This window comes from Protaetiibacter intestinalis (assembly GCF_003627075.1).
In the GTDB taxonomy this organism is placed as follows: domain Bacteria; phylum Actinomycetota; class Actinomycetes; order Actinomycetales; family Microbacteriaceae; genus Homoserinibacter; species Homoserinibacter intestinalis.
The window spans coordinates 138,998-165,589 of sequence record NZ_CP032630.1; the positions used below are offsets into that span (position 1 = coordinate 138,998).

Genomic DNA, 26,592 nt, shown 5'->3' on the forward strand with positions numbered 1-26,592 from the left:
TAAGCCTACCATCAGTCGTCTATATATACTAGTACTTCTCCACAGCGAACCCCGACGAGCGAACATGCTGGCCGCCGCGCGCAAGCTCGCCACATGGCTGCAGACCCATCGCCCGTCGACACCCGGGCCCCTGCTCGCTCGCGAGTTCGACGAGCTCCACGCGGCGATCGGGCCGCCGCTCGACCTGGCGGTTCGATCGGCCCCGGTGCGCGGCCGACCCGTGGCCGCATCCTCCCCTACGACAACCTGGATGAGTGGGGCATCGGCTGGTCTCGGCCTCGCATTGTTCCCCGTGGTCTTGGGCGCCATCGGCCTGATCGTCTCGTTCCTCATCAACGCCACGCTCGCTCGCTGAACGGGGCGGGCCGCGCGAAGCGGCCCTCGTGACCGAACCGAGACTTGCGCGCATCCCGGGCGTGTCGCTACTGTCGCTGTTCTGCCCACTCGGGCCACACCACACCCAGGAGACGCACATGCACGGCGAACACGACATCCACGCGGGCACCCGCGGGATCTCGCGCGCCCTCGCGCTCCTTCAGAATCCCGCGCACATCCGCTGAGACCTGGCGGCCCCCCGCGGCCGCCGAACAGAGGTCGGGCCCGAGCGGCCGGAGGCTATCGCCCACCCGGTTCCGCGTCTCCGGGCACGATCCAGCGCAGGACTGTGATCCCGCTAGTTGGCATACGCCGTTCGACTCGGCACGGGCCCCGCCCCGCGCAGGAGGCGACGGGTCGCCTTGCGCGATCGGGGCAACCCGCATCGCCCGCGACCCGCCGCCGCGCGAGGCGGGGGCTCACAGACCCCGCGCATCCCACCCCGCAACACCGCACAGAAAGGAAATGACCATGACCACCATCCGCCTCGTCGATACCGGCCTCCGCGTGACGGTGAAGCCGTGGGAGCTCGCCGTCGTCGACCGCGAGGGCGTCATCGCCCGCACCGTCGGGCCGGGCCGCCACCGCAGGCGCCGCCGCGAGACGTGGCGCATGCTCGACACCCGCGCCCGCTGGCTGCCGCTCGCCACGCAGGACGTGCTGACCTCCGACGGCATGCAGGTGCGCCTCACCCCGGTGGTGCGCTACCGCGTCGTCGAGCCGGTCGCCTGGCTGACGCAGGCCGACATCCCCGCGGATGCCGTGTACGTGCTGGCCCAGCTGGCCGTGCGCGAGGCGGTCGCCGGCCGCACGCTCGACGAGGTGCTCGCCTCGCGGGCGGATGTGCTGGCGGGCGTCCGCGAGCGGCTGACGGTCGCGGTCGCCGCGCTCGGCGCCGAGGTGCTCGACTTCGACGTGCGCGACGTGACCCTGTCGGCCGAGCTGCGTCACGCCTTCGCCGAGACGGCCCTCGCCCGCGAGCAGGGCCGCGCCAAGCTCGAGCGTGCTCGAGCGGATGCGGCCGCGCTGCGTTCGCTCGCGAACGTCGCGCAGGTGCTCGAGGCGCACCCGTCGCTGCTGCAGCTGCGCACCCTCGAGGCGGCGGCTGCGGGCGGGCACTTCATCGTCCGCGTCGGCGATGCCGGGCCGGTCGTGGTCGAGTGACGGGGCGGGCGGGTTCTTCGGAGCCCGCCCGCTTCGGCGACTATTGGTCGCTTAGGGAAGTCCCGGAGAAGAGTCCATTGCCGCACGCATGCGAGCCTCGAGTTTGGCTTCCTCTTCCTCGTTTGCGGGCCAGTCGCGAAGGACGGCATACACGGCTATCGCCTGCGTCCAGATCGGAGTCCCAACGTGTCTGCGGGCGCAAGCTGAGCTTGTCCCCCAGACTCGGCATACCGCGATGCAACGAGCACCATGAAACTCGAACCAGCAGGATCTGGGGAGACTTCATATATGACCGCGGGCGGATCAGCAGGGCTCGAGGCCGAGCGGCAACTCGCGCGCGCCGCCGCGCTCGAAGCAGAGGCCCTCGCCGCCCGCGAGCGCGCCGAGAACTTCATGGCCGCATCCGTGAGCGAGAAGCGCACCGCCGAGGCGCTCGCGCCGCTCGTCGCGCATGGCTACCACCTGCTGGCCGACCGTCAGTGGCCGGGCAGCCGCACCGCGCAGGTCGACCTCGTCGTGGTCGGACCGTCGGGCGTCTACATCGTCGACTCGAAGTTCTGGCGCGAGGTGACGATCGCTGCGGGCCACATCTTCCGGGGCGACGCGGACGTGACGGACGAGTTCGACGGGCTGGCCGAGCTGGCGTGGAAGACGGAGGCGGTGCTCGCCGAGGTGGGCCTCGCGCCGGGCGAGGTGCACGCGGTGGCCGTGTTCACCGGCAAGAAGGGCGTAAGTGGCGCGGTCAACACCGTCGAGCTGGTCGGTGACGCTGATATCGCGCGTCACATTGCTCGCCGCATCGGGCGCCTCTCCCCGGCAATGGTCGAGACCGTGCTGAAGGCGGTGCTCGACTTCTTCCCGCACGTGAGCGCACCCGCGCCGATATCTCTGACCATTCCCGAGCCGGTGCTCGAGTCCACGCCGGTGGAGCTCGACATCGCCGAACTGCCGAGCGCCGACGAGATCCAGGCGCAGCTGCTGGATGCGATGCTCGCCCCGCCGATCGAGGAGTGGATGGCGTTCCTCCACCCCGACCAGGCGAAGCTGGTGCGCCGCAGCTTCAACGGCCCCGCCCGCATCCGGGGTGCCGCCGGCACCGGCAAGACGGTGGTCGGCCTGCACCGCGCCGCGTACCTGGCGCGGTCGCGGCCCGGAAAGGTGCTCGTGACCACGTACGTGCGCACGCTCCCGACGGTGCTGCACGGCCTCATCGAGCGGATGGCGCCGGAGGTGGCGGATCGCGTGGAGTTCGTGGGTGTGCACCAGTTGGCGAAACGCATCCTCGACGAGCGCGGGGTGACGACGCGTGTGGACAGCCGCAAGGCGGGCGACGCGTTCACGGCCGCCTGGGCATCCGCCGCTCCGACGCTCACCGCGATCGAGCCCAGCAAGGCCTACTGGCAGGAGGAGGTGGAGAGCGTCATCAAGGGCCGCGGCTTCACCCGCTTCGAGCAGTACGCCGACTGCGCCCGCGTGGGCCGCCGCCGCAAGCTCGGGGTCGACCAGCGGCGTGCCGTGTGGGAGCTGTTCCGCGACTACGAGACGCGACTGCGCGCATCCCGCATCCACGACTTCGCCGACCTGGTGCTGCTGGCCGAGCAGGAGCTGGCCCGCGAACCGCTCGAGGGCTATAGCGCGGTGGTAGTCGACGAGGCGCAGGACCTGTCGTGCGCGATGGTGCGGATGCTGTGGTCGATCGGCGGCGACGGTGCGGATGCATTCACCCTGATCGGCGACGGCCAGCAGACCATCTACCCCGGCGGCTACACGCTCGCCGAGGCGGGGCTGTCGGTGGCGGGGCGCGGGGTGATCCTCGATGTGAACTACCGCAACACGGCCGAGATCCTGGAGGCGGCGGCCACCGTCGTCGCGAGCGACGGCTACACCGACATCGAGGATGCGGCCGAGCTGCGCTTCGAGGCGGCCCGCCCGGTGGCACGCCACGGGCGCCGCCCCATCCGCGCGAGCTACCCGAACACGGCGCAACACGATGCCGCGCTCGTCGACCGCGTGCGCGCGGTGGCGGCGTCGATCGACACGAGCCTCGGCGACGTGGGGGTGCTGTGCACCAACAACGGTCACGTGAAGCGGGCGATGCGCCTGCTTGAGAACGCCGGCATCCCGACGGTCGAGCTGACCGACTACGACGGACGCCCCACCGACCGGGTGAAGGTCGGCACCATCCAGCGCGCGAAGGGCCTCGAGTTCAAGCAGGTGCTGCTGCCGTGGACGGATGCGGCGCTGCTCGCCCCGCGTGCCTCGCGTGATGCGGATGCGGCGTCGCGTGACGAGAAGGCCGAGCGCGAGCGGCGGGTGCTGTACGTGGGGATGACGCGCGCGCGGGACGGGCTGTGGGTGGGGTCGGTCTTGTGCTAGTCGCCATGCGGCCGACGATGAGCCAACAACCAGCGCCCGTCGCGATCACGCGCGTGCAGACTATCGCCCAACCGGGCCGACATATGCCCCAGGCATGGCGGCGTGTGTCCCATGTCGCCCGTAGAGTGGGATACGTGGAGAATTTTGATGTCGTACAGGCGCTTGCTCGCACCGCACTCACTGGCAACCCAGAGGCCATCGCCCACCAGGTCGAGCGCCTCGCCGAGCGCCTGAGCGAGACAGGCGACGAGGCCGACGCCCGAAAAATCCGCGCACTCGTGACACGAAACAAGAGCCGTCAGGCGGTCGAGCCGTTAAGTCTCCAGCCCTCCGCCATGATGGCCACATCCGTCGGCCAGCGACTCACGCCGAAGGCTGCGTTACCCGTAGACCGCGAATCAGGTGCGCCCCTATGCGAGATCGTGTTGTCACATCGGCCTGGCCTGCTACCGGTTTTGCCTCCTCAAGCCCAGGCCGCCTACGACTCTCTTGTCGGAGAGTGGAACCATGAGCAGGAGCTGAGCCGCCTCGGGCTGCTGGTCAGCCAGTCGCTGCTCATCTATGGTCCTCCGGGGACGGGCAAGACGACGCTGGCGCTGGCCATCGCGTCGCGGCTTCAGCGTCCGGCTGTGATCGCACGCCTAGACGGGCTGATCTCCTCCCTACTCGGCAACACCGCGCGCAATCTGGGAGCGCTTTTCGACTTCTGCAACCGCTACGACTGCATCCTCATCCTCGATGAGTTTGATGCGGTGGCGAAGATCCGCGACGACTCGAACGAGGTCGGCGAGATCAAACGAGTCGTCAACGCGCTGCTTCAGAACCTGGACAAGCGCGCACGATTTGGACTAACCATCGCCGTCACCAACCACGAGCGTCTGCTCGACTCGGCGGTCTGGCGGCGATTCGAACACCAGATCGAACTCGGCCTCCCGAGTTTCGATGGTCGTGTCGAGATCGCTCACCTCAGCCTTGCCGCCCTCGATGATGCCGAGCCGCTTGCGAAGGCTATTGCCGCCCTCACCGAAGGAAGGTCGGGCGCTGACGTGAAAACTCTCACCGTTGCCTTCCTGAAGATGTCCGTCCTCCAGCAGTCGGCGAACCGTTCTCGGCTCGCCCTCCTGCGCGACGCCATTCACGCCACCGGCATGCGCGGTGTGCGTGGGGCGGATGAGACCGACCCCGAGCTCGTGCTTCTCCTGACCGATCCACCGACCTCACTGAATCAGGGCGATCTTGCGGTACTTGCCAATCGCGATCGGAAGACCATCGGGCGCTGGCTAACTGAGGCGAGGACGTGACATGGCCGACGGCCCGATTCAAGTTGTGTTGCGCCCGGAGAGCTATCGGACGGCTCGAGAACCTGCAAGAGGTGGAGGCGCCGGGAAAGACTTCTTCCGCGACAGGGACGACGCGTTCGTCCTACACCGCGACGAACTCGCCCGTACGTTGCGCTCGCTCGGAGCTCGGCGCGCCTCGGACCATCGGGTCAATGTCGTCGTGCAGATGCGCGACGACGCCCTCGCGAAGTCCCACCGGCCGTTGAGTGCACTGTTCTCGGCGCGTCGCGCCTCGCACGTCGGCACGGTCAACTATGGGGAGCTCATTATCGCCACGACCCCGGCAAATCTCATCGCAATCGCCGAGGTCGTGGAAAGTGCCGAGGCGACAGTCACCTGGCGACCTGATGCGAGCGGAGAGCTCCAATACAGCCCCACCGGATCACGATCCGAATCCAGCGCAATCGCTTCAATCCGAGAATGGTTGCCCGCCGAGGCTCGGGGATTCACACTCGACGAGGCCGAGAACTGGCTTGCGGCGAATCCATCGACTCGCGCGGAGGTCGAGTTGCTCGCTCTTCCACACGTGGGCTCCGCGCTGCGGGAGGCTACTATCCAGGAAGTACGAGCACTACGAACTCAATCGCCGGCATTTCTCGAGTTGTTCGCGCTAACTGGTGCTGCGGACGTCCTTGCCGCGAGTCAGCGAGCAATCGGAATAGACCACAGGGCCGCGGCGCAGGTCGAAGCCCGATACTCGCGCCATATTGACTCGGCGGCCTTTCGACGAGAGCTCGCTCGGCTTGAATCGAGCTCGGTCGTCAAGCGAGTGGGGCTGGGAGATGTCTCAGTTGACGACACTCCGGATGCCGAGCAATCCGTTGTTGGGAGATGGGTCGCGTCCAATACTCGCAGCGCCGACCGCCGCCCCGTTGTCGGTGTAATTGACGGCGGCATTGACTGGCAGGACGGCGGCACGTCGTCGTGGGTGGTGGGCCACACCGGGTATGTGGCGCCGGTGCATCGCTCTATCCGTCGAGAGATCCATGGCACCGAGATCGCATCGATCATCGTGCTGGGTAGTGAACTCAATCCAGGCTTCCTCAACGCTGATGAGGACTGCCGGGTCTACGACCTGGACCTCTTCTCCGCCGACGAGTATAAGAAGGACTACTACCCGGCCGAAGACGACTTCTTTGAAGTGCTCCGAGAAAGCGTCGAACGCGCCAAACAGGACTACGGCGTCCGAGTATTCAACCTTTCCTACAACTTCCGCCGCGCGCCGGGGCCTAGACCGTTTTCTCTGATCGCGCAGACGCTCGACGCTATCGCTATAGACCTCGACGTCATCTTCGTCATCTCCAGTGGCAACCTCGCGGAGGCAGACCAGCGCGATGAGTGGCCTGCGGCGGAAGCCGACCTACTCGCGGTGCTCGCCAGGGCAGGTGCGCCGGATGGCCTTGGCGCGCCGGCGGAGAGCATTGCCAACGTGAGCGTCGGCGCACTCAACCCGCCGGGTCTAAACGTCGGCATCGAGGGAGCGCCGACTCGCTATACCCGTCGCTCGCTGCGCATCCCCTCGGTAGTGAAACCAGACTTCGGAGCCCCGGGCGGTGGAACTCGGACGACGCCCCTGGACACCACGGGGATGGTCGCGATGACCTCAGTCGGCGAGATCGTTGAGGTGGAGGGGACCAGCTTCGCAGCACCGGTCGTGGCGCGCTATCTCGCGTCGCTGGACGCAGCGATCGCGGGCGACGTTCCCCGGGAGGTGCTGCTCGCCCTAGCGACCCATCACGCGAAGGCTCCGCGCATACTCAGTCGGTCGAAGCGAGTCGCGGGATTGTCGCGGGAATTCATCGGAAGGGGACTTCTGCCCTCGGTGGCGGAGACGCTCGACGGCACCACACACCAAATGACGATCGTGCTCAGCGACGTCATTCAGCCGAAGAAGAAGGTCGTGTTTCCTTTTCGGTGGCCAGACTCGCTCACAAGCCCCACCGGAAGTTGCCGCGGTCGAGTGAAATTCACCTTGGTCGCCGAGCCGACCCTAGATCACGCTCACGGCGTCGAGGCCGTCCGGGTCAACCTCGAGGGTGCGATCAAACAGCTCGACCCCGACAAGGGACATTTTGAGGGTCGCCTGCAGCCGACGCACGAACTCTTCACTGGCGTCACTCACGCGAACGAGCGCACGCTGATCACCGAGCTCGGGAAATGGTTCCCCGTGAAGTCCTTTGAAACCACGATGCGGGGGCGCGGAAAATCATCGGACTGGATTCTGGAGATCGAATACCTGACACGAGCCGCAACGAAAATCCCTGACGACGGCGTACGCTTCGCTGCTGTCCTGACCGTTGAAGATCCCAAAGGCGTCGCTCCGATCTACGACGAGATGCGAGCCTCGCTCATCGACCTCAACGTCGCACTTAACGACCTGCGCAGCTGGACGACCATCGGCGTCCGGGTTTGATCGAAACGGAACGCTGGGCGTCATACCGGGGGCTACTCTGCTCTTGGTGGGTGGCAGAGAGGCCACCTCTGCACAAGGTCGCTAGTCCATCACGCGCCGTGTGAGCGTCTGAGTAACCGAAGCTTGGTCGGGACGCAGCCGCGACGAGGGAGGCTCTCAGGACGCGATCGGCGGGAATATGTGCAAGCGCACGCTCGTGCCCGTACGCCCTCGGCACTGCAGTTAACGCGCATAAACCGTGCTGCAGGTCGGACCTGTCACTGACTCTGCGCTCGCAAGTCGGACGCTGATCCACGCAATCTGAGTCGTCGCGCCTCAGGGTCGTACTCGTAGTCAATGATGTCGCCGGATGCGATCAGCTCGATCGCTTGATCGATCGCGCCGATTGGAACGGAATACCACTCGGCGGGTTCGTAGACGCGGCCGTCCTTCCCAACCTGGCTCACGCTGAGGCGCTTGTCGCTAAACACGCGATGCAAAAGATGCTCGAGGGCAGAGGTCTTGAGGTTGTAGGTGCGATAGCTCGCGACGATCTCGACCGGGGCCATTAGGTAAGTCGGCTGGCTCTCGGCGTGGGCGACGCGCTTCTCGACTGGGCCGCGTGAGAAGCCGATCTTGTACAGGTCGGGAACGTCTCGGATCTGCGGGTCGTCGCTGAGCGAGCGCAGGACGTAGACGTAGCCGGTTGCGACGTCATCGGCCAAAATCGTCTCGAACTCGGCGGCGACGACCGCCTGGCCGTGACCCTCGCCCATGCGGATACCGAGCGACTGGCGATACATCGAGGACTCGGTGCCGTTCTCGAAGATGACGCGCAGCCGCTCCCGGCGATTCACGCGAACAGTGGTGGTCTTGTACTCGGCCTCGCCAACATCAGCGATGAACAGCATCACACCGTTGAGGACGAAGAACGCCCCCTCGACGATGTACTGCATCCCCGGAAAAGTCACTAGCTTCGATGTGCCGTTCGCGAGCTCTACGTGCTTTTGCTGGAAGAGCGGTTCGAACTGCGCGAAATCCTCTGCGCGCACACGCTGGGCTGCGTCGGCCGGCGTTTCCGGGCGCTTACGTTGCGGCAGGTCGGAGGTGCCGAGAAGCCCGCTGTCGTCATCGAGCAACCCGAGATTGTCATCTTCCAGTAGATCATCGAGGGAGGCTGGCGCTTCCGGCTCGGCAAGCAAGCCGAACTCATCGAGGTGCTTGAGTGCAGAAAGCTTGGTGTCGTTCGCCAGGATGCCGTCGAGTCGCGCCCCGAGCTTGCGCTCCGCGATCTCTCTGGTGTCCGAGCGCGGTAGCCGCTCATGCTCGCGGTAGAAGTCGACGATCTCGAGGAACGACCTCTGGAGCCGGTCGGAGCTGGTGAGCTTGGGAGCCTTCTCCGGCGCGTCGAGGAGGCCGTCTTCGTCCGAGTCGAAGATGCTCTGGAAGTCAGTGTCGCTCATGACCCTTGCAGCCTCTGTTGGGCTTCGTGCTCGCGCTTCTTCCTACGTAGGAATAGCAGCGCCTCGGCGTAGCGCTTCTCGGTCGGGTCATCGCTGCGCACGTCAGGCTGGCGCCGGTTGACCTTGGCGAACTGCTGGATCTTCGGCCAGAGAAGCCGCGCCTCTTCCTCGGTGATTTCGATACGGGTAGCCGTGATCGTGTCCTGAATGATGCGCAGCACCTGTGGCGTTACCGACTTCGAGAGCACCTCGAAGGCACGCTGGAACGGGTTGACCTTGTCGATCAGGTTGATGTCGATGTCGTCGATGTTGACGAACTTGTCCGACATCTTGATGAAGCGCTTGTCCCCGACGTCCTTGACTTCGCCGTTCTTGATCACGGAGTCCACGACGACCTGCTGACGCAGTTCCTCGACCTGCGTCTCATTCAGGTCGGGATACCGTTCCCGGATGATCTTCGGGATCAGCACCTTGTTCGTGATCTCTGCGTCGAGGTTGCCTGCCGCCGCCCTGACGAAAGTGTCATCCTGCAGGATCGTCGCCTTGAGGTCGTTCAGGTCGGTTGCGACGATCTGTTTCACGCGATCGGTCGACGGCTCCTTGAACCCCTTGATCCGCAACTCCCCCGGCTGCGGGGCATCGTCGTTGCCGGTCTTGGTCTTGAAGCTGAAGTTCGGTGCGAGAACCTGCTCCATGAGTAGTGAAGCGGTGATCGCCTTGAGCATATTGTTGACCGACAGCTTCACCTCATCAGTGGTCGCGTCGGGTTGGGCGATGAGGTTGGTGAACTGTGCGTGCTCCTTACCGGGGCTGTCGCGGGTAACTCGACCGATGATCTGGATGACCTCGGTCAGCGATGCCCGGTAGCCGACCGTCAGGGCGTGCTCTGCGAAGGGCCAGTCGAAGCCCTCCTTCGCCATGCCGAGCGCGATGATGATGTCCACCGCGTCGCGCTCTTTCGAGGCGACCGAGGTCAGGTAGTGAAGTAGTTCGGCACGCTCCACCGGATCGGTGTCATCAACCAGATCGGCCACGCGCACAAGCTCTCCCGTGTCGCGTCGGCGTACGCGGAGGATGCCATTCTCCTCCTGGGTAGCGACCTCGCCGATGGCGTCGAGAATGGACCCGACTTCCTCGATCTTGTCCTTGGTGGACTCGCCACTGTTGACGTTCGGGATGTGGATGATCGTCTTCTTGTCGAGATCGAGGATCTCGTGGATCGCGCTCGTGTAGCGGCCCTGGTAGAAGTTATGGCCGATGCCGAGCGACTTGAGGTACTCGTATCCGTTGAGCTGGTCGTAGTAGTTGAACGTGACGGGCGTGAACTTCGCCTCGTCCTCCGGCAGCAGCACCGGTACCGAGTCGCCCCGGAAGTACGAGCCAGTCATCGCGACGATGTGCGCGTCCGATCCCGCCATAATGCCCTTGAGCAGGTCGCCCAGGCGGTTGCTCGAGGTATCCGCCGAGACGTGGTGGAACTCGTCAATGGCGAGTACCGTGCCATCGAACGCTGAAGCGGGCAGCTTCTCGTAGGCGAAACGCAGCGTGGCGTGGGTGCAGACGAGGGCAGCGTCCGGCCCATCCAGGAAGTCGCTGAACTGCCGCACCTTGCCCGACGATGAGCCGGGCGTGCAGAGGTTGTTCTCATCCTTGATCTCCCAGTCCGCGAAGAAGCCGAACCGGCTCAGGTTCGTCGTCGAGAACGATCCGCCGATGGAGCGCTCGGGCACGGCGACGATGACCTTCTTGCGTCCCTGGTTGTAGAGCTTGTCGAGCGCGACGAACATCAGGGCTCGGGACTTGCCCGAGGCCGGCGGTGCCTTTACGAGCAGGTATTGTGCACCGCGCTGCTCCCAGACACGCTGCTGCATCTCCCGCATGCCGAGGTCGTTGGTGTGAACGCTGTTGCCGGTCTGCGAATACGTCACGTTGACGATGTTCGTGGGCTTCTTGATTTCGGTCACTTGCGCTTCTCTCCCGCAGTCATCTGTTCATACATACCGAAGAGGTATGACAGGCGCTCTTCGTCACTGTCGAAGCCGCGCTTACGGTAGACCGCATCCACGAGCTCGTCCAGCTCCTGGTGAGCCAGGCGAAGGTCGTCGGGCATCAGGTCAGGGTCGTACAGCTCGGCCAGCGTCTTCTCGGAGTGATACTCGCGCACGTCGAGCACGCGGAGGGCGGCTTCAGTGAGCTGCTCTTTGGCTGGAACAGAGAGCGGTGGCACCGGAAAGTTGTTGTAGACGATGAGGTTCGAGTAGCGCAATCGATTGTCTTTTCGGCCCGCCACTGCCTTCACCCACGTCATATGCATTCGAGACGTGATAACGCTGAACACCCATAGTTCAGGATCGAAAATCGCGAAAGCAAGGTCCGACACGACATCGGAGCTATCCACGAATCCGACTGGAACATAATCGCGACGCTCCGATGACGTTTTGGGGACGAGAATCGATGCCCGCCGCGAACTTCGTTGCTCTCGAAAGCTCCACGGCGTTGCCGCCTTCTTCCTCGTCCCAACATCGGAACGCGATGCTCTGAACTCGCCAGTGCGTTCAACTCTGTCGGCAATGAACGAATGGCGAAGAGCCTCGTCCACCTCCGGCGCGGTAATCCACAGGCAGAATCGCTCGAGGTCGTGAATGTACTCCTTGCTGCCGTAAAGTCGTCGCACGAAGCGAAGCGCATCTGGATCTGACCGCTCTAGTTGCGCCCGTTCGGCACTCGAGAGAATCAATCCACCCCCATCCAGCGCCATATTGCCGAAGTACATCTCCGGCATCGCACCGCGAAGAGGCCTGGATCGTCGCGAGATATAGATGTCCTCGCCGTCCGCAAGGTACCCATTTATGTTCTCCGCCTCGACACGCAGGCCATCCGTATAGATGCACTTCGAGCCCGGTCGCACGCTACGAAGGCTGATGACCGCAACCGTGACGCCCGCATTCCGCTTGGCGTTGTTCTCCCACCTGAATCCTGTGTAGGCGAACCCGATCTCCACCCCTATGGAGAAGAGCATCGGAAACAACAGGCCGACGTGCTCTCCGCGCGACACCGAATTCGTGGTGACGAATGCGAGCTCCGCTCGCGAGCCAGAGATGTATTCAGCACCCTTAACGAACCAGAGCGAAATGTAGTCGAGGTTCTTCGAGAAGGGCCTGCGCCCGAATACCGGGACGTAGTCCGCCTTCTGCTCGGAAGTCTGATCTCGGGTCCCCACGTAGGGCGGGTTCCCGATGAGGTAGATCTCCTCATCACCGTTATTCGGACAGACCGTGTTCCAGTCAGTTCGCGTCGCGTTGCCCTGCTTGACCTGGCCCGTCTCCTTGAGCGGGATGAGGGGGATGTTGAGCCTAAACTTCTCGAAAAACTCACGGTTCATCTGGTGCTTCGCGATCCAAAGCGACAGGATCGCGATCTCCACCGCGAAGTCGTCCAGTTCCAGCCCGTAGAAGTTCTCGATGTTGATCTTCGACTCGGCGTATAGCGTCTGGTGACGAGTATCGATCTGCGCGAGCCGTTCCAGGATGACGTGCTCGAGCTTACGTAGTTCCTTGTAAGCAATGACGAGGAAATTGCCAGAGCCGCAGGCGGGGTCAAAAACCTTGATCTGCGCGATGCGCCGCAGCAGCGCTTCGAGCTTGGACGCGCTATCGAAAGCAACATCGAACTGCTCCTTGAGTCCATCGAGGAACAGGGGCTCGATGGTCTTGAGGATGTTCGGCACGGACGTGTAGTGCTGCCCGAGATCGGAGCGCTGACCGGGCGTGACGACCGCCTGGAACATCGAGCCGAAGATGTCGGGGTTGATCTCGTTCCAGAGCAGCCGGCCGCTCTCCAGCAGCAGGTCGCGAGCCTTCTTGTTGAAGGCTGGCACGGTGTGGTGTTCCTCGACCGTGAACAGGCGCCCGTTGACATAGGGGAAGCCCGCAAGGTGAGTGGGCTTGTCGGCAGGGTCGGCCGTGTCCAGCGCGGTGAACAGATCCGTCAGGAACTGGCTGACATCCGAGCCATCAGGCTGCGTGAGCGTGCCGACCGCCTCAGTGAACTGCCCCTCCTCAAAGATGCCGGTGTCCTCGGCGAAGAAGCAGAAGAGCAACCGTGCGAAGAAGACGTTCAGGGCGTGACGCCCGAGCGTCGTGGTGTTGAGCTTGGGGTTGAGCGCCAGCAGCTCATCGAACAGCTTCGCCATGCGCTCAGCGGCCTTGACATCCGCGTGAGCCTCCGCCACGTACTGGGCCTTCTCCATGCCTGCCCACGGCAGGAAGAACGTGAAGTGCTTGTCGATGTCCGAGATCGGAATGGCGAGAGAGTCGTTCGTCTTCGTGTCGACGGCCAGCAGCTCTTCGTAGTCGGTGACGACAACGAAGCGGGTGTTATAGCGAACCACAGTCGGAGCGCTGCGAAGCTCATCGATCACCGCCAGGAGGTCGTCTGTCGTCTCCTTGAAATAGATGACGTTCTTCTGGGCGACCTCGGTCGATGGCTCGACGGCAACGTTGAGCGAGCCGTTACGCAGGCGCGTGATGTTGCTCGACGAGCGTCCGTAGGCAGCCATCAGTTCAAAGATGAACTCGCGGTCGTAGCTGGTACGCCCACCCAGCGGGCGGACGCGCTCCTCAACGGACTTGAGATTCAGCCCCACACGCTTCCCTTTCCGCAGCGAACACACGATCGACTCGCTGGCCTAACTTGTGGCGAGGATTGAACCCTCACCAAGGCCGATGCAAGTATCTCAAGCAGGGGCTCGCATCCGTGCGCGTCGTCATCGACGACACCTTCAACAAGTCGGCCTGCCTCGACCTCGAGTCGCACCTCATCCGCTGGTTTGCCGGCGACGGGCGCTACACGGTGCTCAACGGCAACGAGGGCATCACGGACGCCGCCTACTACGACCGCGAGGTGTACCGCCAGTCGTTCCGCGACGTTTTCGAGCAGTTGAGAGACGAGGGGCTGTTCGCCCGCAGCTGCTGCGGTACATCGTCAACGTGTACGCGGTGCTGCTGACGCGCGGCATCCGGGGGACGTATGTGTACGTCGTGGATGAGGCGCTGCGGGAACATCTGCGGGCGGTATTCGCGACCCCTTGAGTCGCCCGCGCTCGCGCTTCAGTCCGCCCCATCCAGCAACTGCTCGCGCAGCTCGTTGAGGAGCGGTCCATCCTCCACGCGCCAGAACCACCACGCGTTGCCGGACCCTCCCCTGACCTTGCGTGCCGCGGCCGCGGGCGAGCCGAATACCTCGCCCTCGCACAGCACCTGCCCGCCGGGCAGCACTTCACACCGTGCCTCCGGCCAGCGCGGGTCGACGCAGACGAGAACGGTCCCCACCTCGAGCAGCCCGGCATTGATCAAGTGGGCGTAGCTGGCCGTCGCTTTGCTGAGCCGCGACGTGCGATCCGTCACCTTGCCCTCGTGACCCGCCGGAACCGGCCAGGTGTCCAACAGCGCACGCGTGAGCTCCACTGTGCGCGCGTCGATCAGATGCTCGTCCCAGCCACCTTCCGACATTTCGTACAGTCGCCGGTTCATCAGGAATGTGTCATGGGTGTTGAGCGCCGCGCGCTTCCCCTTCGTTCCCAGCCACTCACCGTTCGACACAGATGCGTTGAGCGAGCCCGTGATGAGCGTCAGGTTGCCCAGGCGGTTGACATGGTCGTCGCGATCGGCCTGCGCGGCGAGATCACCGACCGGCCAGTGTGCTTTCCAGGCCCGCGGAAGGATGTGCTCCACCTGCTGCTTGTCGCGCGGCGCCCGCACGCCGGTCTTCGACGGGGACGGCCCGGTGTACCCGCGATACCAGTCCTCGACAGCCTGCAGGAACATCCGCTGCATCGGCTGGGAGTACCGGCGATAGAACGCTTCGGTGGCGAGAGCGGTCGTGATCTCCTCGTCGCCGGGCCAGTACGTGCTCGCGAACTGCTGCCCGGCGAGGAATTGCTCCACGACGCCAACCACCTCGGAGTCAGACGCCTTGCGCGCGCTCTCGATCAACAGTGCGGCGATGCGGCCCTGATCGCTGCTCTGCAGCCGCAGCAGTCGACGGCGCACGATCCAGCTCTCGACCGTCGCGAGAACGCGCCCGACCGTCGCGTCCGAGTACAGGCTGCCGGGCTGGGTGAGCCAGAGCAGGATGGGCTTGGTTATCTCGGTCTGGGCCACCGACATCCTCGAAACATGGAGTGCGATTCGGTCGAGGTTCGCGAATCGGTCGGCACTTCGCTCCGTGACCGAACGATAGAAGTCGGCCTGCTGCGCGATCACGCCGAGCAACTCGACCATCGACGCGGTGCTCTCCTGTTCCACGTAGAACTTGAAGCGGGTGAACGTCGACCGTGGGCTCACTTCTTGCCCTACGCGCGACACCAGCCACTGACCGAGGAACAGCGCGCTACGAGTCGTCGTGTAGCGGCCGACACTGAGCTCCTCCTCCCAGAACCGCGACTCGAACGGCCACGCCTCCTGGTAGACCTTCGCCTGATCCTGCCCTTCGAGCTTGAGTCGCTGGAACACGAAGTTCTTGATGAGGTCTGCGGCTGTTAGCGGGGTGCCCCGGGCGTTGAGGGTTTCGAAGATCTCCTGCGAATCCTCGCTCGCCTCCAGGCGGATAACCACCAGTTGAAGCGCGTTCTGGAGAGCCACGCTCAAGGCGTCGGCCCGGACGGGAACGGGGTGCGGCCCCTCGTCGAGCCACTGCCCGACCCGCGAAGCGAAGTACTCGTGCGCCTGCACGATGAGCGATCCGTAGTTCTTCAGGTTCGCATGATCCACGGGCGGCTCGGCCTGCATGACCTCGTCGAAGGCCTCTCGGTCGCGATTCGTGTGGCGGAACTTGAGGCCCGTGTCGTTCGCGCCGACGAACATCGCCCCATTGTGGGTGAGGAACTCCAGCTGCCCAGTCAGCGAGTCGAGCCCGCGGGCGGCGAACGCTGCCGCCGTCGCGTCGATCACGAGCTGCAAGGTGGTGAGCCGCTGCTGCCCGTCGACGATCAGGAACTCCTGCACACCCACCGGTGCAGCCTCTGCCTGCTGAGTGACGACGGCGCCCAGGAAGTGAGTCGCATCCGACCCGACGGTGCCGAGTCGGTGATCGGCGACGCGGCGGATGTCGGCCCAGAGCGGCCCCCACTGCTCGTCTTCGGTCCACACGTACGGGCGCTGGTAGATGGGGACGGTCAGGTGCTGCGGCATTCCGAAGATGCCCTGCGGAGTCGTCACGTCGGTCTTCACGTTGGCGTCCTTGCTTGTCGAGGGCGGTGCGTCACCACCGTAGTGGCAGAGAATGGCCCAAGCGGCCGTGGGCCTCTGTATTCGTGGACGGGGACATTGATCCGTCCGCTCACGTCCCCAGCAGCCCCCACAACGCGCTCTCCCCCACCACCGGGATCCCGTAGTCGCGTGCCTTGCGCGCCTTGCCCGACAAGGAGTCCGGGTCGGCGGCCACGACGAGCGCCACCTTCTTCGTCACGGCGGGCCAGGGCGTGTAGCCGCGCGAGACGAGTTCGAGTTCGATCGCCGAGCGCGGCAGGCTCATCTCGCCCGTCAGCACCACCAGGTCACCCGGCGCGAGCGCGAAACGGTGCGCCGAGGAATCAGCGGATGCGGACGCCGCGACCCAGCGCGACGCATCCGTCGCCGTACCGATCGCCCCCGTCGGGATGTCGAGCAGGTCGGCGACCGCCACGAGGTCGGCGAGCTCCGCCTCGGTCAGCTCGCCGTCGGCCCACGCGACGGCGGTGAGATCGTCGAAGTAGCGGCGATGCAACCCCACCACGGTGCTGCGGTCAATGCCGAGCTCCTCCGCGAGCGCCACAAGCGCATGCGCCTCCGTCGCCGAGATGTGGCGATCGATGAGGGCGCGGTCGAGCATCGCCAGGTACTCCGACTGCTCGGCGGGCCCCGCGAACTCCGGCAGCTTGCGGGTGATGCGCTCCAGGAAGGTCGCCGCCGTGATCTCGGCGACCGCCTCGGGTCGCGCGCACCACGCGTGCGTCACCACGACATCCGGAACCGGCGGCCACCCGAACGCCGACGCACGCTCGAGTGCCTCGAACCAGAGCGAGGTATTCGGGTCCGCTGCCATGTACGCCGACAGCAGGCTCGCCGTCGCGAGCGCGTCGACGCTCGCGCGGTGCGCTCCCTCGAGCGGGATGTCGAACGCGTCGCAGCAGTCGGCGAGCGCGCGGCCCGAACCCGGCAGGTAGTCGCGCGCGAGCAACATCGTGCAGAGGAACTCCGGACGCTGCCACAGCTCCACTCCCGCCGCCTCCAGCTCGGCGAACAGGAACCCCGAGTCGAACCGCGCGTTGTGGGACACCGGCACCCGCCCCGCGAGCAGCTCCACGAGCTGCGGTACAACCTCCGCGAAGCTCGGCGCGTCCAGGATGTCGGCGGACCGGATGCCGTGGATCTGCTGCGGCCCGAGGTCGCGCCCCGGGTTGAGCAGCGTCTCCCACCTGCCGGTGATGAGGCCATGGTCGTCGACGTGCACCACGGCGAGCTCGACGATGCGGTCGTGGCCGCCGGGGAACAGCCCCGTCGTCTCCAGGTCGATCACGGCGAAGCCGGGTCCGGGCATCCGTCCTCCTCGGGTCGACGCCGAGCGTACGGAACCCCGCAGACGGCGGGTACCTCCCCGTTCTGGCGCCACCCCCGAGTGCACCCACAGCAACGCGTTCGGCTCGTCGCCGTCGGACACTGTGGCGACGTGTATCGGTGAATGTTCAGCCGAGACCCGTGTGCGCCGCCCAGCGCTCGGCCGCCGCATCCGCCGCCGCCTCGATGAGCGCGTGCAGCTCCGTCCGGTCGGGCACCGCGAACGAGACGTAGCCGCCGCGGCCGCCCGCCACCGGACGGCCGTAGGCCTTCGCGGCGAGGGAGCCGTCGGGCAGCAGGCGCACGGTGATCGACTGCAGCACGAACTCCTCGCCGCGGCGGGTGTCGGTCCACTGGAGCTCGGGCGGAACCGGCACGTTCAGCGCCAGGGCGGCGACGTCGGGGGCGGCCATGCCTCCATTGTGGCGCGCGGCCGGGTCAGCCCGCGAGCCGCGCCGCCGTGCCGTAGCCGCCCGCCGCGATGTCCTCCGCGAGGGTCGGATGCGTGGGCTCCCAGCCGAGCAGCTCGCGTGTGCGGGCGCTCGACGCGGGGAGGTCGGCCGCGACGAAGCGGGCGAGCCAGCCGAAGCGCTCGGCCAGCTGCGCCTCGTCGATGGGCCCGACCGGCAGCGCGAGCGCGGCGCCGAGCAGCTCGGCGATGCGGCGCATCGGGATGCCCTCCTCGGCCACCGCGTGTACCACCGACCCGGCCGGTGCCGACTCGAGAGCGAGCGCCACGAGGCGGCCCGCGTCGAGCCGGTTGACGGCCGGCCAGCGATTCGTGCCGTCACCCGGATAGCCGGCCACACCGGTGCTGCGGGCGATGTCGGCGAGCCGCGCCATGAACCCGTGGTCGCCGCCCACCCCGTGCACGGTCGGTGCGAACCGCACCGACACCGAGCGGATGCCGCGCTCGGCGAACGACAGCGCGAGCTGCTCGCTGCCGCCGCGCGGGGCGTCCGGGCCGATCCAGCCCGACACATCCGACTCGACGATCGGGCGACCGAGCACACCGAAGCCCGCGAGCCCGGAGGCGATCACGAGCGGGCGGTCGCTGCCTGCCAGCGCCTCGCCGTACGCCTCGACGACGGCGCGCTCGATGCGCCCCGATGCCTCGTAGTTCGTGAAGTCGTGCACGAACCCGAGGTGCACCACCCCGTCCGCGTCGCCCGCGGCACGGCGGATCACCTCGACGTCCGTCAGCTCGCCGCGCACCGCACGGGCGCCCGCGGCCTCGACGGCGGCGGCCGACGCATCGCTGCGCGCCAGTGCCGCCACCTCGTGTCCGCGCTCCAACAGTTCGGCGACCGCTGCGGAACCGATCCAGCCGCTCGCACCCGTCACGAAAACCTTCACAACAACCTCCTGATGTCAGATACTGTCATCAGGCTAGCACTCGATGTCAGACACTGTCATCACTAGACTGTGCGCATGGCACGATGGCTACCCGGGGCACGCGGCCGCCTCGCCGCGGCCGCCCTCGAGCTCGCCACCGAGCGCGGCTACGACCAGACGACCGTCGCCGACATCGCCGCCCGCGCCGGCGTCACCGAACGCACCTACTACCGCCACTTCGCCGACAAGCGCGAGGCCTTCTTCGGCGGCTCCGACACCCTCATCGAGCAGCTCCGGCAGGCGATCGTCCAGGCGGATGCCGCGCTGCCCCCGGTCGCGGCCGCCGCCGCCGGTGCGCGGGCGATGGCGGCCCAGCTCACCGACGTCGAGCATTCGCGCCTGCGGGCCCGCGTCGTCGCATCCGACGACGCCCTCCGCGAGCGCGAGCTGCTGAAGCTCGCCAGCCTCTCGACCGCCGCCGCCGCCGCCCTGCGCGAGCGCGGCACGGCGGCGCTCCCGGCGGGGCTGCTCGGCGACGCCGCGGTCTCGGCCTTCGCGCGGGGCATCGAGCAGTGGCTCGAGGAGGGCGGCGAACTGACCGCGCACGTCGATGCGGCGTTCGCCGCGATCGGGGCGGCGCTCGGCGGCTGAGGCGAGGACGCGACCGGCCCGCTAGGTGGACTCGACGTAGCGCAGGGTCGCCTGCAGACGCTCGACGGTGTCGGGGCCCGCGGCCGCGGTGACCGCGGCGCGCACCGGGTCGGCCATCGCGGCGTGGCCCGAGACGTAGAGCCAGGCGCCCGAGGCGAGGTCGGCGGCGACCGCGTCGGATGCGCTGGCCAGCACATCCGTCACGCGGCGCAGGCCGGATGCGGCACGCGAGTCGACGACGTCGAGACGGCGGATGGCGCCCGCCGCCGCATAGCCATCCAGCTCCGCGCGCAACCACGGTGCCGGCTCGCCGCGCAGGCCCCACACGAGCCACGGGCGCCCCGCCACGCCGGAGCGCAGGGCCGCGAGCACGCCCGCGATACCCGAGCCGGTCACCACCGCGACGCCGTCGCCCAGCGCCCCGTGCAGCGGCGGCAGGCGGTGCGGATGCGGCAGCACCCACCCCGCGAGCGCCTCCCCCGGCACCACCCGGTGCAGGTGGGCGGCGGCGCGCGACGGCCACGCCGCGTGGTGGCTCACGAGGACCCGCAGCTCCTGGCGACCGCCCCCCAGGGAGCGCACGCCCGAGAGCGTGAAGACGCGCGGCACCATCCGCGGGGCCGCGCGCGGCAGCTCGGGGAACTGCGCAGCCAGCGCATCCGCGAGGTCGAGCACGGTCGCCGCGAGCTCCGCCGACGTCGCACGGGCGCGCCGCGACGGCACGCCCGGCGCGGGGGTCGTCCAGTACGGCAGCACCGCATCCGCCGCGCCCGCGGGCAGCACCGCGGCCACGGCATCCGGCGCGTTCCGCCAGCCGAGGTAGAGCATGTCACCCGGAACGGCGCGGGCCTCGGCCTCGAGGGTCAGCTCGCGGATGCCGCCCTCGCCGTGCGCCGACACGACGCGCACCTCCCGCACCACGAACCGGACGGGCCGACGACGCAGGATGCGCGGCAGCGCGAGCTGGTAGTCGAGCAGCGCGCGGTCGTGCGCGGTGGCGCGCGGCCAGCGGGTGCGGAAGAACAGCGGCCGCAGCGCCGCCCGCGGGTAGCTCGCGAGCGCGGCGGATGCCGTCACGGGCGGGTGGGAGCGGGCCGCGGTCACGAGGTGATGGGTGCGCGTGCAGCCCACCGCCCGCGCAGCCAGCGCGCGAGCAGCAGGGTCGCCTTCACGGCCTCCGCGGCGATGAGCGCCCACCACGCCCCCGAGAGGCCCCAGCCGAGCACCCCCACGAAGATCCAGGCGAGCGGCACGAGCACGACGACGCTCGAGGCGATCGAGTACACCATCGGCACCACGACGTCGCCGGTGGAGCGCAGCGCGCCGTAGACGACGGCGGTCACCGCGGCGAGCGGCAGCAGCACGACGCTCAGCAGCAGCACCTCGCGGGCGCCCGCCACGACGTCGGCGTTGGCGCCGAAGATCGAGAGCACGGCATCGGCGAAGTACCAGAGCACGAGCGCGAGCACCACCGAGGCGCCGGCCGCCCAGGCGGCCACCCGCAGCGTCAGGCGGCGGGCGTGCGCCGGGGTGCGCCCGCCGGTGTCCCAGCCGACGATCGTCTCGTTCGCCTGCGCGAGCGCGAGCACGATGCCCGTGACGAGCGCCGTGAGGGTGAGCGCGTAGGAGCGCGCGTTGATGGCGTCGGTGCCGAGCAGGTTCACGAACGACACGAGCACCAGGATGCCGACGTTGTAGGCGGCGTTCTCGACGACGGTCGGCACCGACAGCTTCGCCATCCGCACCGCCCCGGTCTCGGCCTCGCGCGGCGGCAGCTTCGAGAACAGGTGCGCGCCGGTGCGCCGGTAGACCACCCACGCCACGATCACGGCGGTGCCGCCGCGGGCGAGGGTCGTCGAGAGCGCGGCGCCGGCCGCCCCCATGTCGAGCACCAGGATGAACACGTACTGCATCACGAGGTAGCTGAGGTTGAGCGCGAGGCCCAGCACGAGGATCACGACGGTGCGCCCGTAGGCGCGCAGGATGGCGGTCGCCACCACGAGGTACGCGTTGAACAGCACCCCGCCGAGCACCGCGTAGAGGTACACGAGGCTCTCCCCCACGAGCTCGTCGGGCGTGTTGACGACCGACACGAGCCACGGCCCGAGCACCGCGAGCGCGACGACGATCGCGAGCCCGAGGGCGGTGTTGGCGCGCAGGGCGATGATGGTGGCGCGGCGGGCGGATGCGAGCCGCCCCGCCCCGAGCAGCTGCGCGATCACGACGAGTGCGCCGATCGAGAACAGCACCGACAGGTCGTACGGAATGCCGAGCAGCTGGTTCGCGGTCGACACGGCGGCGTTCAGCTCGGGCGAGCCCACGCTGAGGATGACCGTGTCGGCGATCACCGCGAGCAGCGTCACGAGGGTGACGACGAGCAGCGGCCAGCTGAGGCGCAGGATGCCGATGCGCCGGAATCCGGATGCGGGCGCCTGCTCGGGTCGGGCCTCGGGTGTGGTGGTGCTGGCGTCGCTCACAGCGCTCCTCGGGTCGGGTTAGGGTGCCCTAACTTTATCGCCTCCGCGGGACCGCCCCCACACGGGCGACGGGCCCGAGCCCGGCCCCCCTCAGCCCGCCGACTCCTCGCGCCCCCGGAGGCGGCCGAGCGAGTGCACCGCCGAGAGCAGCACCGTCGCGTTCAGCAGGAACAGCGCGGGCCCGAGGATCAGGGCGACCTCGCCGCCCGAACCCTGCTGCGCCGTCGCCCACAGACCGAAGCCCGTGAACGCGAGCGCCAGCAGCGTGCCGAACGCGAAGAAGGCGGCCACCATGATCGTCCCGCGCCGCGAGATCGGCGTCAGCTTCGGCGCCACGTACCCCGGCTGCGCCTCGCGCCACGCCTGCAGGATGCGGCGTCGCCGCGCCGCGAGCACCGGGCCCAGCACGTAGCAGGCGAGGAACAGCACCGCCCCCACGACGATCGTCACGATGCCGCCGGTCGGGTCGGGCTCCACCGCCGCCACGAGCACCCCGAACAGCGCTACCAGCAGGAACACGAGCGCGCCGACCCCCGCGAGCACGATGCCGACGACGAGCCCCGTCGTCTTCGGCTTCGTGGCCTCGGCGGCCAGGATCTCGGGGATGCTGCGGGGCTCGGGCGGGATGCTCACCCCCGCAGCATAGGGGCAGCCGCCGCCCGGGAACACGGGCAGCGCTCCCCCACCGCGGTGGGGCGCGGGCGCCGGATCAGTCGTTCCAGCCGAGCGGTTCCGGATGGTGCTGCAGCGGCGGGCGCACGGCATCCACCACGCGGCGGTACACGCGGTCGGCCTCGAACAGCTGCTCGCGGGCGCGCTCGTGCACCTCCCGCGATTCCCGGAACTCCGAACGGGCGGCGAACAGACGCAGCTCGGCGATGCGCACCGAGTCGTCATCGAGAGTGAGTGTCATGGGGCGACAGTAGGCGCCGGATGCGGGCCGCGGGCCCGGTGTTGCGAAGTGGGTCGGGGTGCGACGCCGGATGACGTCCGGCGACATCCGCGACCGCGCGTCAGGTGCCGCCGCGCGTCAGGCGAGCCCGCCGAGCCAGAGCCCGAGCCCCGCGAGCGCCGTCGCCGCCACGAGCTGCGCGAGGGCGTTCACGAGCCCCGCCCCGAGACGACGCTCCTGCAGCAGGCGCACCGTCTCGAAGCTCGCCGTCGAGAACGTCGTGTAGCCGCCGAGGAACCCGGTACCGAGCGCCCACTGCCACTCGCCGCCGAACGCGCCCGCGCCGACGAGCCCCACGATGAGCCCCAGGGCGAACGAGCCCGAGAGGTTGATCGTGAGGGTGCCCCACGGCATCCGCGTGCCGACGCGCGAACGGATCGCGCCGTCGAGCATGAAGCGCGCGACGGCACCCAGGCCGCCCGCGAGCGCGACCACCAGGAACAGCACGGGCGTCATCCGACCGCCCCCTCGGTGGCGCCGAAGCGGGCGCGGTGGGCCGCGGCGGCGAGCATGATGCCCGCGATCGTGGCGATCGCCCCCACGACGACCGTGCCGACCGCGTACGCGGTCGCGAGCCAGCCGTCGCCCGCCCCCACGAGCGCCGCCGTGTCGGTGGCGAGGGCGCTGTAGGTGGTGAAGCCGCCCATGAAGCCGGTGCCGAGCAGCAGCCGCAGGGTACGGCGGATGCCGTGGTCCGCCCCGCGGCGCACGAGCGCCTCCAGCAGCACCCCGAGCGCGAACGCTCCCGCGAGGTTCGCGGCGAGGATCGCCCACGGCACCCCGCCGGTGGCCGGGATCAGGAGCCCCAGCCCCTCGCGCGCGGCCGTTCCGGCGGCCCCACCCGCGAACACCACCGCGAGGTACGCGGGGCGCAGGTGCACGGGGGTCGGCGGCCCGGGCGGCGCCTCGACGACCTCGACATCCGGATCGAGCGGCAGCTCGGCGAACTCGTCGGCCATGTCTCTCCTTCCCTACCGGCGCGAGGGCATGCTCGCGCTGAGCGGTAGGGACTGTTGTCGGAGTTCCGAGGTTGGGAACGGCCAGCCCCACGGCCGTGCCGCGGCGTGCGCGACTCGTCGAGTGTAGCGGAGCCGGCGGAGGGCAACGGGTAGCATGCATGGTACTACTCGGGTAGCATGCCGGGCATGAGCAGTGTCAAGGTCAGCGTCAGCATCCCCCACGACGACCTCGCCTACCTCGACACGCAGACCCTCTCCGGGCGGTACGCGAGCCGCTCCGCGGCGCTGCACGACGCGATCCGGATGCTGCGCGAGAGCGAGCTGGCCGACGCCTACGCGGAGGCGTACGGCGAGTGGCAGGACGACGAGTGGGAGAACACGGCCGCCGACGGGCTCGGCGCGTGAGCGGGGTGCTGCTGCGCCGAGGTGCGATCGTGCTCGTCGACCTCGACCCGGTGATCGGCTCGGAAGCCGCCCGCTCACGACCCGCCGTGATCGTGAGCAACAACACGGCGAACGCCGCGGCGATGCGCGCGAACGGGGTCATCACCGTCGTGCCCGTCACGAGCAACATCTCCCGCGTCTACCCCTTCCAGGTGCTGCTGCCCGCGAGCACCACAGGGCTCGCCCGCGACTCGAAGGCGCAGGCCGAGCAGGTCCGCAGCGTGGCGGTGGCGCGCGTCCGGTCGGCCGCGGGATGGGCGACGAGCGAGCTCATGGACGAGCTCGACGCGGCCCTGCGGCTGCACCTGGCGCTGTAGGCCCCTCACACCCGCGGCAGGGGCGGCGGCACGCGCCCCGGGGCGAGCGCCTCGAAGGCGGCCGCGTAGCGCAGCAGCGCCGTGTCGTCCCAGGCGCGACCGGCGAAGGTGAGCCCCACCGGCATCCCGATGTCGCGCATGAGCCCCATCGGCACCGTCACCGTCGGGATGCCGAGGTGCCGGATCGCGAGGTTGCCGTTCGCCACCCACACGCCGTTGCGCCAGCCGGCATCCGCCGCGTCCGGGTCCACGTCCATGTCGGCGGCGCCCACATCCGCCACCGCGGGGAACACGACCGCGTCGAGGCGCTCGGCCTCCAGCCACTCCTCGAGGTCGAGGCGGCGGGTCTCCTCGAGCCCGCGGATGCCGCCCTCGAGCTCGGGGATATCGCGCAGCCCGGCGTGCGGGTGCGTGCGCACCCACGCGGGGTAGCCCGCGATGTCGTCGTCGAAGCCCGTGTACCGGTCGGGCAGCGCGCCCGGCGGGTGCGGGAAGATGCGCGCCCCGTCGACCCCCGCGAGCCCCGGGATGGCGGGGTCGCCGTTCGCCCGCAGGAAGTCGTCCCACGCCCACGCCGCGAGGTCGAGCAGCTCGCGACGCAGGTACTCGGGGCCGACGAGCCCGCGGGTGGCGACCGTGGGGGCGCCCGCCCGGTCGCCCTCGTAGTTCGACACCGCCGGGAAGTCGACCTCGACGACGATCGCGCCCGCCCCCTCGAGCACCGCGCGCGCCGCCTCCCATCGCTCCATGACCGACTCGCGCGTCACGATGCGCTCGCCGGTCGGCCCGCCGATGCCGGTCGAGCCGACACCGGCCTCGGCGTCCGCGTTGATGTACATGCGCGGCACCCCGAAGCGACGTCCCGCGAGCTCGAGGACGGCATCCGAGGGTTCGTCGGGCAGCAGTGCGGGATACGACACCGGCCGCACCTCGGAGGGTTTCGGGATCGGCACCCACGGCTGGGTGCGCCAGAAGTCGCCGCGGGTGTCTGCGTCGTCGGCGACGATCACGTCGAGCACCTCGAGCAGCTCTGCCATGGTGCGGGTGTGCGGCACGACGACGTCCATGGGGGGCACGAGCGGCCAGTTGCCGCGCACCGAGATGACGCCGCGCGAGGGAGTGTAGGCGCACAGGCCGTTGCTGCTCGCGGGGCCGCGACCGCTCGACCAGGTCTCCTCGCCGAGGCCGAAGGCGGCGAAGCTCGCGGCGGTCGCGGTGCCCGAGCCGTTCGAGCTGCCGGAGGCGAACGGCGCCGTCAGGAACTCGCGGTTGTACGGGCTCTCGGCGCGGCCGTACAGCCCGCGCTGCATGCCGCCGTTCGCCATCGGGGGCATGTTGGTGAGGCCGAGGCAGATGGCCCCGGATTCGCGCAGCCGCTCGATCGTGAACGCGTCGCGCTGCGCCATGAGCTCGGCGAAGGCGGGGCTGCCGGCCGCGGCGGTGAGGCCGCGCACGAGGTAGGAGTCCTTCGCGGTGTAGGGGATGCCGTCGAGCGGCCCGAGGGTCTCGCCCGCCGCGCGGCGCTCGTCGGAGGCGCGGGCCTCGTCGAACGCTGCAGCGTTGCGCACCACGACGGCGTTCAGCTCGCCGTCGAGGGCGTCGATGCGGGCGAGGTAGGCCGCGACGAGCTCGACCGCGGTCGTCTCGCCCTCCTCGAGGGCGGCACGCAGGCGGGCGATCGGGGTCTCGACGACGTCGATCACGGCATCCCCCGGACGGGCTGGTCCCGCATCCGCGTCGCGCGCCACCTTTC

Annotated in this window: 24 protein-coding genes; 10 read left to right on the forward strand and 14 right to left on the reverse strand. The window is 68.2% G+C overall.

The features are described from left to right. The first annotated feature begins 64 nt into the window (after positions 1 to 64). The 5 genes from D7I47_RS00690 (at position 65) to D7I47_RS00710 (ending at position 7,668) form a co-directional block, all read left to right on the forward strand. Entirely contained in the window at positions 65 to 355 is a 291-nt protein-coding gene (locus D7I47_RS00690) for a hypothetical protein (protein WP_120761264.1), read from the forward strand. Positions 356 to 846: 491 nt separating this feature from the next. Beyond that, positions 847 to 1,539, forward strand: coding sequence for an SPFH domain-containing protein (locus D7I47_RS00695; RefSeq protein ID WP_157981546.1), 693 nt, complete (start codon positions 847 to 849; stop codon positions 1,537 to 1,539). Positions 1,540 to 1,827: 288 nt separating this feature from the next. Next, positions 1,828 to 3,915 (forward strand): nuclease-related domain-containing DEAD/DEAH box helicase, encoded by a 2,088-nt coding sequence (locus D7I47_RS00700; RefSeq protein ID WP_120761266.1) that lies wholly within the window; start codon positions 1,828 to 1,830, stop codon positions 3,913 to 3,915. A gap of 134 nt (positions 3,916 to 4,049) precedes the next feature. Next, entirely contained in the window at positions 4,050 to 5,216 is a 1,167-nt protein-coding gene (locus tag D7I47_RS00705; protein WP_157981547.1) for an AAA family ATPase, read from the forward strand. A 1-nt stretch (position 5,217) separates the two neighbouring features. Then, on the forward strand, positions 5,218 to 7,668 hold the full coding sequence (locus D7I47_RS00710) for a S8 family serine peptidase (protein ID WP_120761268.1): 2,451 nt from the start codon (positions 5,218 to 5,220) through the stop codon (positions 7,666 to 7,668). A gap of 257 nt (positions 7,669 to 7,925) precedes the next feature. Here the strand turns inward: D7I47_RS00710 and D7I47_RS00715 are convergent, their stop codons facing one another. The 3 genes from D7I47_RS00715 to D7I47_RS00725 are packed head-to-tail and all read right to left on the reverse strand — an operon-like array spanning position 7,926 to position 13,755. Next, positions 7,926 to 9,110 carry a GIY-YIG nuclease family protein gene (locus tag D7I47_RS00715; protein ID WP_120761269.1) on the reverse strand — a complete coding sequence of 395 codons (1,185 nt, stop codon included), beginning with the start codon at positions 9,108 to 9,110 and terminating at the stop codon, positions 7,926 to 7,928. Further along, positions 9,107 to 11,074, reverse strand: coding sequence for a DEAD/DEAH box helicase (locus D7I47_RS00720; protein WP_120761270.1), 1,968 nt, complete (start codon positions 11,072 to 11,074; stop codon positions 9,107 to 9,109). The genes D7I47_RS00715 and D7I47_RS00720 overlap by 4 nt, the downstream gene beginning before the upstream one ends. Then, complete coding sequence (locus tag D7I47_RS00725; RefSeq protein ID WP_120761271.1) at positions 11,071 to 13,755, reverse strand: class I SAM-dependent DNA methyltransferase; 2,685 nt, start codon at positions 13,753 to 13,755, stop codon at positions 11,071 to 11,073. Before D7I47_RS00725 ends, D7I47_RS00720 begins: the two co-directional genes overlap by 4 nt. 110 nt (positions 13,756 to 13,865) lie before the next feature. Between D7I47_RS00725 and D7I47_RS14945 the strand changes: the two genes are divergently transcribed. Beyond that, entirely contained in the window at positions 13,866 to 14,117 is a 252-nt protein-coding gene (locus D7I47_RS14945; RefSeq protein ID WP_319592670.1) for a GIY-YIG nuclease family protein, read from the forward strand. Further along, positions 14,108 to 14,200 (forward strand): hypothetical protein, encoded by a 93-nt coding sequence (locus D7I47_RS15245; protein ID WP_227001008.1) that lies wholly within the window; start codon positions 14,108 to 14,110, stop codon positions 14,198 to 14,200. The genes D7I47_RS14945 and D7I47_RS15245 overlap by 10 nt, the downstream gene beginning before the upstream one ends. An 18-nt stretch (positions 14,201 to 14,218) precedes the next feature. On the opposite strand, the gene D7I47_RS00735 is transcribed toward D7I47_RS15245, so the two are convergent. The 4 genes from D7I47_RS00735 to D7I47_RS00750 all read right to left on the reverse strand — a co-directional run bounded on the left by D7I47_RS00735 (position 14,219) and on the right by D7I47_RS00750 (position 19,060). Further along, on the reverse strand, positions 14,219 to 16,339 hold the full coding sequence (locus tag D7I47_RS00735; protein ID WP_120761273.1) for a GmrSD restriction endonuclease domain-containing protein: 2,121 nt from the start codon (positions 16,337 to 16,339) through the stop codon (positions 14,219 to 14,221). Positions 16,340 to 16,448: 109 nt separating this feature from the next. Beyond that, positions 16,449 to 17,687 (reverse strand): exonuclease domain-containing protein, encoded by a 1,239-nt coding sequence (locus D7I47_RS00740; RefSeq protein ID WP_120761274.1) that lies wholly within the window; start codon positions 17,685 to 17,687, stop codon positions 16,449 to 16,451. A 145-nt stretch (positions 17,688 to 17,832) separates the two neighbouring features. After that, positions 17,833 to 18,117 carry a hypothetical protein gene (locus D7I47_RS00745; protein ID WP_120761275.1) on the reverse strand — a complete coding sequence of 95 codons (285 nt, stop codon included), beginning with the start codon at positions 18,115 to 18,117 and terminating at the stop codon, positions 17,833 to 17,835. Between the two features lie 25 nt (positions 18,118 to 18,142). Then, entirely contained in the window at positions 18,143 to 19,060 is a 918-nt protein-coding gene (locus D7I47_RS00750; RefSeq protein WP_120761276.1) for an SDR family oxidoreductase, read from the reverse strand. Between the two features lie 75 nt (positions 19,061 to 19,135). On the opposite strand from D7I47_RS00750, the gene D7I47_RS00755 reads away from it, so the two are divergent. Continuing rightward, positions 19,136 to 19,690, forward strand: a complete 555-nt coding sequence (locus D7I47_RS00755; RefSeq protein WP_120761277.1) for a helix-turn-helix domain-containing protein — start codon at positions 19,136 to 19,138, stop codon at positions 19,688 to 19,690. A gap of 21 nt (positions 19,691 to 19,711) precedes the next feature. Here D7I47_RS00755 and D7I47_RS00760 read toward each other — a convergent pair whose 3' ends face one another. The 6 genes from D7I47_RS00760 to D7I47_RS00785 all read right to left on the reverse strand — a co-directional run bounded on the left by D7I47_RS00760 (position 19,712) and on the right by D7I47_RS00785 (position 24,078). Continuing rightward, a complete protein-coding gene (locus tag D7I47_RS00760; protein WP_120761278.1) occupies positions 19,712 to 20,794 on the reverse strand; it encodes a ferredoxin reductase domain-containing protein in 1,083 nt (360 codons plus the stop codon). Continuing rightward, positions 20,791 to 22,167, reverse strand: a complete 1,377-nt coding sequence (locus D7I47_RS00765) for an MATE family efflux transporter (protein WP_120761279.1) — start codon at positions 22,165 to 22,167, stop codon at positions 20,791 to 20,793. The genes D7I47_RS00760 and D7I47_RS00765 overlap by 4 nt, the downstream gene beginning before the upstream one ends. A 90-nt stretch (positions 22,168 to 22,257) precedes the next feature. Beyond that, positions 22,258 to 22,800 carry a hypothetical protein gene (locus D7I47_RS00770; RefSeq protein WP_120761280.1) on the reverse strand — a complete coding sequence of 181 codons (543 nt, stop codon included), beginning with the start codon at positions 22,798 to 22,800 and terminating at the stop codon, positions 22,258 to 22,260. A gap of 76 nt (positions 22,801 to 22,876) precedes the next feature. After that, entirely contained in the window at positions 22,877 to 23,080 is a 204-nt protein-coding gene (locus D7I47_RS00775; protein WP_120761281.1) for a hypothetical protein, read from the reverse strand. A 117-nt stretch (positions 23,081 to 23,197) separates the two neighbouring features. Continuing rightward, positions 23,198 to 23,575, reverse strand: a complete 378-nt coding sequence (gene crcB, locus D7I47_RS00780; RefSeq protein WP_120761282.1) for a fluoride efflux transporter CrcB — start codon at positions 23,573 to 23,575, stop codon at positions 23,198 to 23,200. After that, entirely contained in the window at positions 23,572 to 24,078 is a 507-nt protein-coding gene (locus D7I47_RS00785) for a fluoride efflux transporter FluC (protein WP_120761283.1), read from the reverse strand. Before D7I47_RS00785 ends, crcB begins: the two co-directional genes overlap by 4 nt. A 186-nt stretch (positions 24,079 to 24,264) precedes the next feature. Between D7I47_RS00785 and D7I47_RS00790 the strand changes: the two genes are divergently transcribed. Then, a complete protein-coding gene (locus D7I47_RS00790; protein WP_120761284.1) occupies positions 24,265 to 24,483 on the forward strand; it encodes a ribbon-helix-helix domain-containing protein in 219 nt (72 codons plus the stop codon). After that, positions 24,480 to 24,839, forward strand: a complete 360-nt coding sequence (locus tag D7I47_RS00795; RefSeq protein WP_319592671.1) for a type II toxin-antitoxin system PemK/MazF family toxin — start codon at positions 24,480 to 24,482, stop codon at positions 24,837 to 24,839. Before D7I47_RS00790 ends, D7I47_RS00795 begins: the two co-directional genes overlap by 4 nt. A 5-nt stretch (positions 24,840 to 24,844) precedes the next feature. Here the strand turns inward: D7I47_RS00795 and D7I47_RS00800 are convergent, their stop codons facing one another. Further along, positions 24,845 to 26,542: an amidase gene (locus D7I47_RS00800; protein WP_120761285.1), complete on the reverse strand. Its 1,698-nt coding sequence runs from the start codon at positions 26,540 to 26,542 to the stop codon at positions 24,845 to 24,847. Positions 26,543 to 26,592: the final 50 nt, after the last annotated feature.

Bases quoted from the DNA above. Each gene is read 5' to 3' on its own strand.
- crcB (WP_120761282.1), bottom strand. From the start codon at position 23,575: ATGACGCCCGTGCTGTTCCTGGTGGTCGCGCTCGCGGGCGGCCTGGGT.
- D7I47_RS00710 (WP_120761268.1), top strand. From the start codon at position 5,218: ATGGCCGACGGCCCGATTCAAGTTGTGTTGCGCCCGGAGAGCTATCGG.
- D7I47_RS00700 (WP_120761266.1), top strand. From the start codon at position 1,828: ATGACCGCGGGCGGATCAGCAGGGCTCGAGGCCGAGCGGCAACTCGCG.
- D7I47_RS00755 (WP_120761277.1), top strand. From the start codon at position 19,136: ATGGCACGATGGCTACCCGGGGCACGCGGCCGCCTCGCCGCGGCCGCC.
- D7I47_RS00715 (WP_120761269.1), bottom strand. From the start codon at position 9,110: ATGAGCGACACTGACTTCCAGAGCATCTTCGACTCGGACGAAGACGGC.
- D7I47_RS00690 (WP_120761264.1), top strand. From the start codon at position 65: ATGCTGGCCGCCGCGCGCAAGCTCGCCACATGGCTGCAGACCCATCGC.
- D7I47_RS00695 (WP_157981546.1), top strand. From the start codon at position 847: ATGACCACCATCCGCCTCGTCGATACCGGCCTCCGCGTGACGGTGAAG.
- D7I47_RS00790 (WP_120761284.1), top strand. From the start codon at position 24,265: ATGAGCAGTGTCAAGGTCAGCGTCAGCATCCCCCACGACGACCTCGCC.
- D7I47_RS00775 (WP_120761281.1), bottom strand. From the start codon at position 23,080: ATGACACTCACTCTCGATGACGACTCGGTGCGCATCGCCGAGCTGCGT.
- D7I47_RS00740 (WP_120761274.1), bottom strand. From the start codon at position 17,687: ATGCCCGGACCCGGCTTCGCCGTGATCGACCTGGAGACGACGGGGCTG.
- D7I47_RS00745 (WP_120761275.1), bottom strand. From the start codon at position 18,117: ATGGCCGCCCCCGACGTCGCCGCCCTGGCGCTGAACGTGCCGGTTCCG.
- D7I47_RS00785 (WP_120761283.1), bottom strand. From the start codon at position 24,078: ATGGCCGACGAGTTCGCCGAGCTGCCGCTCGATCCGGATGTCGAGGTC.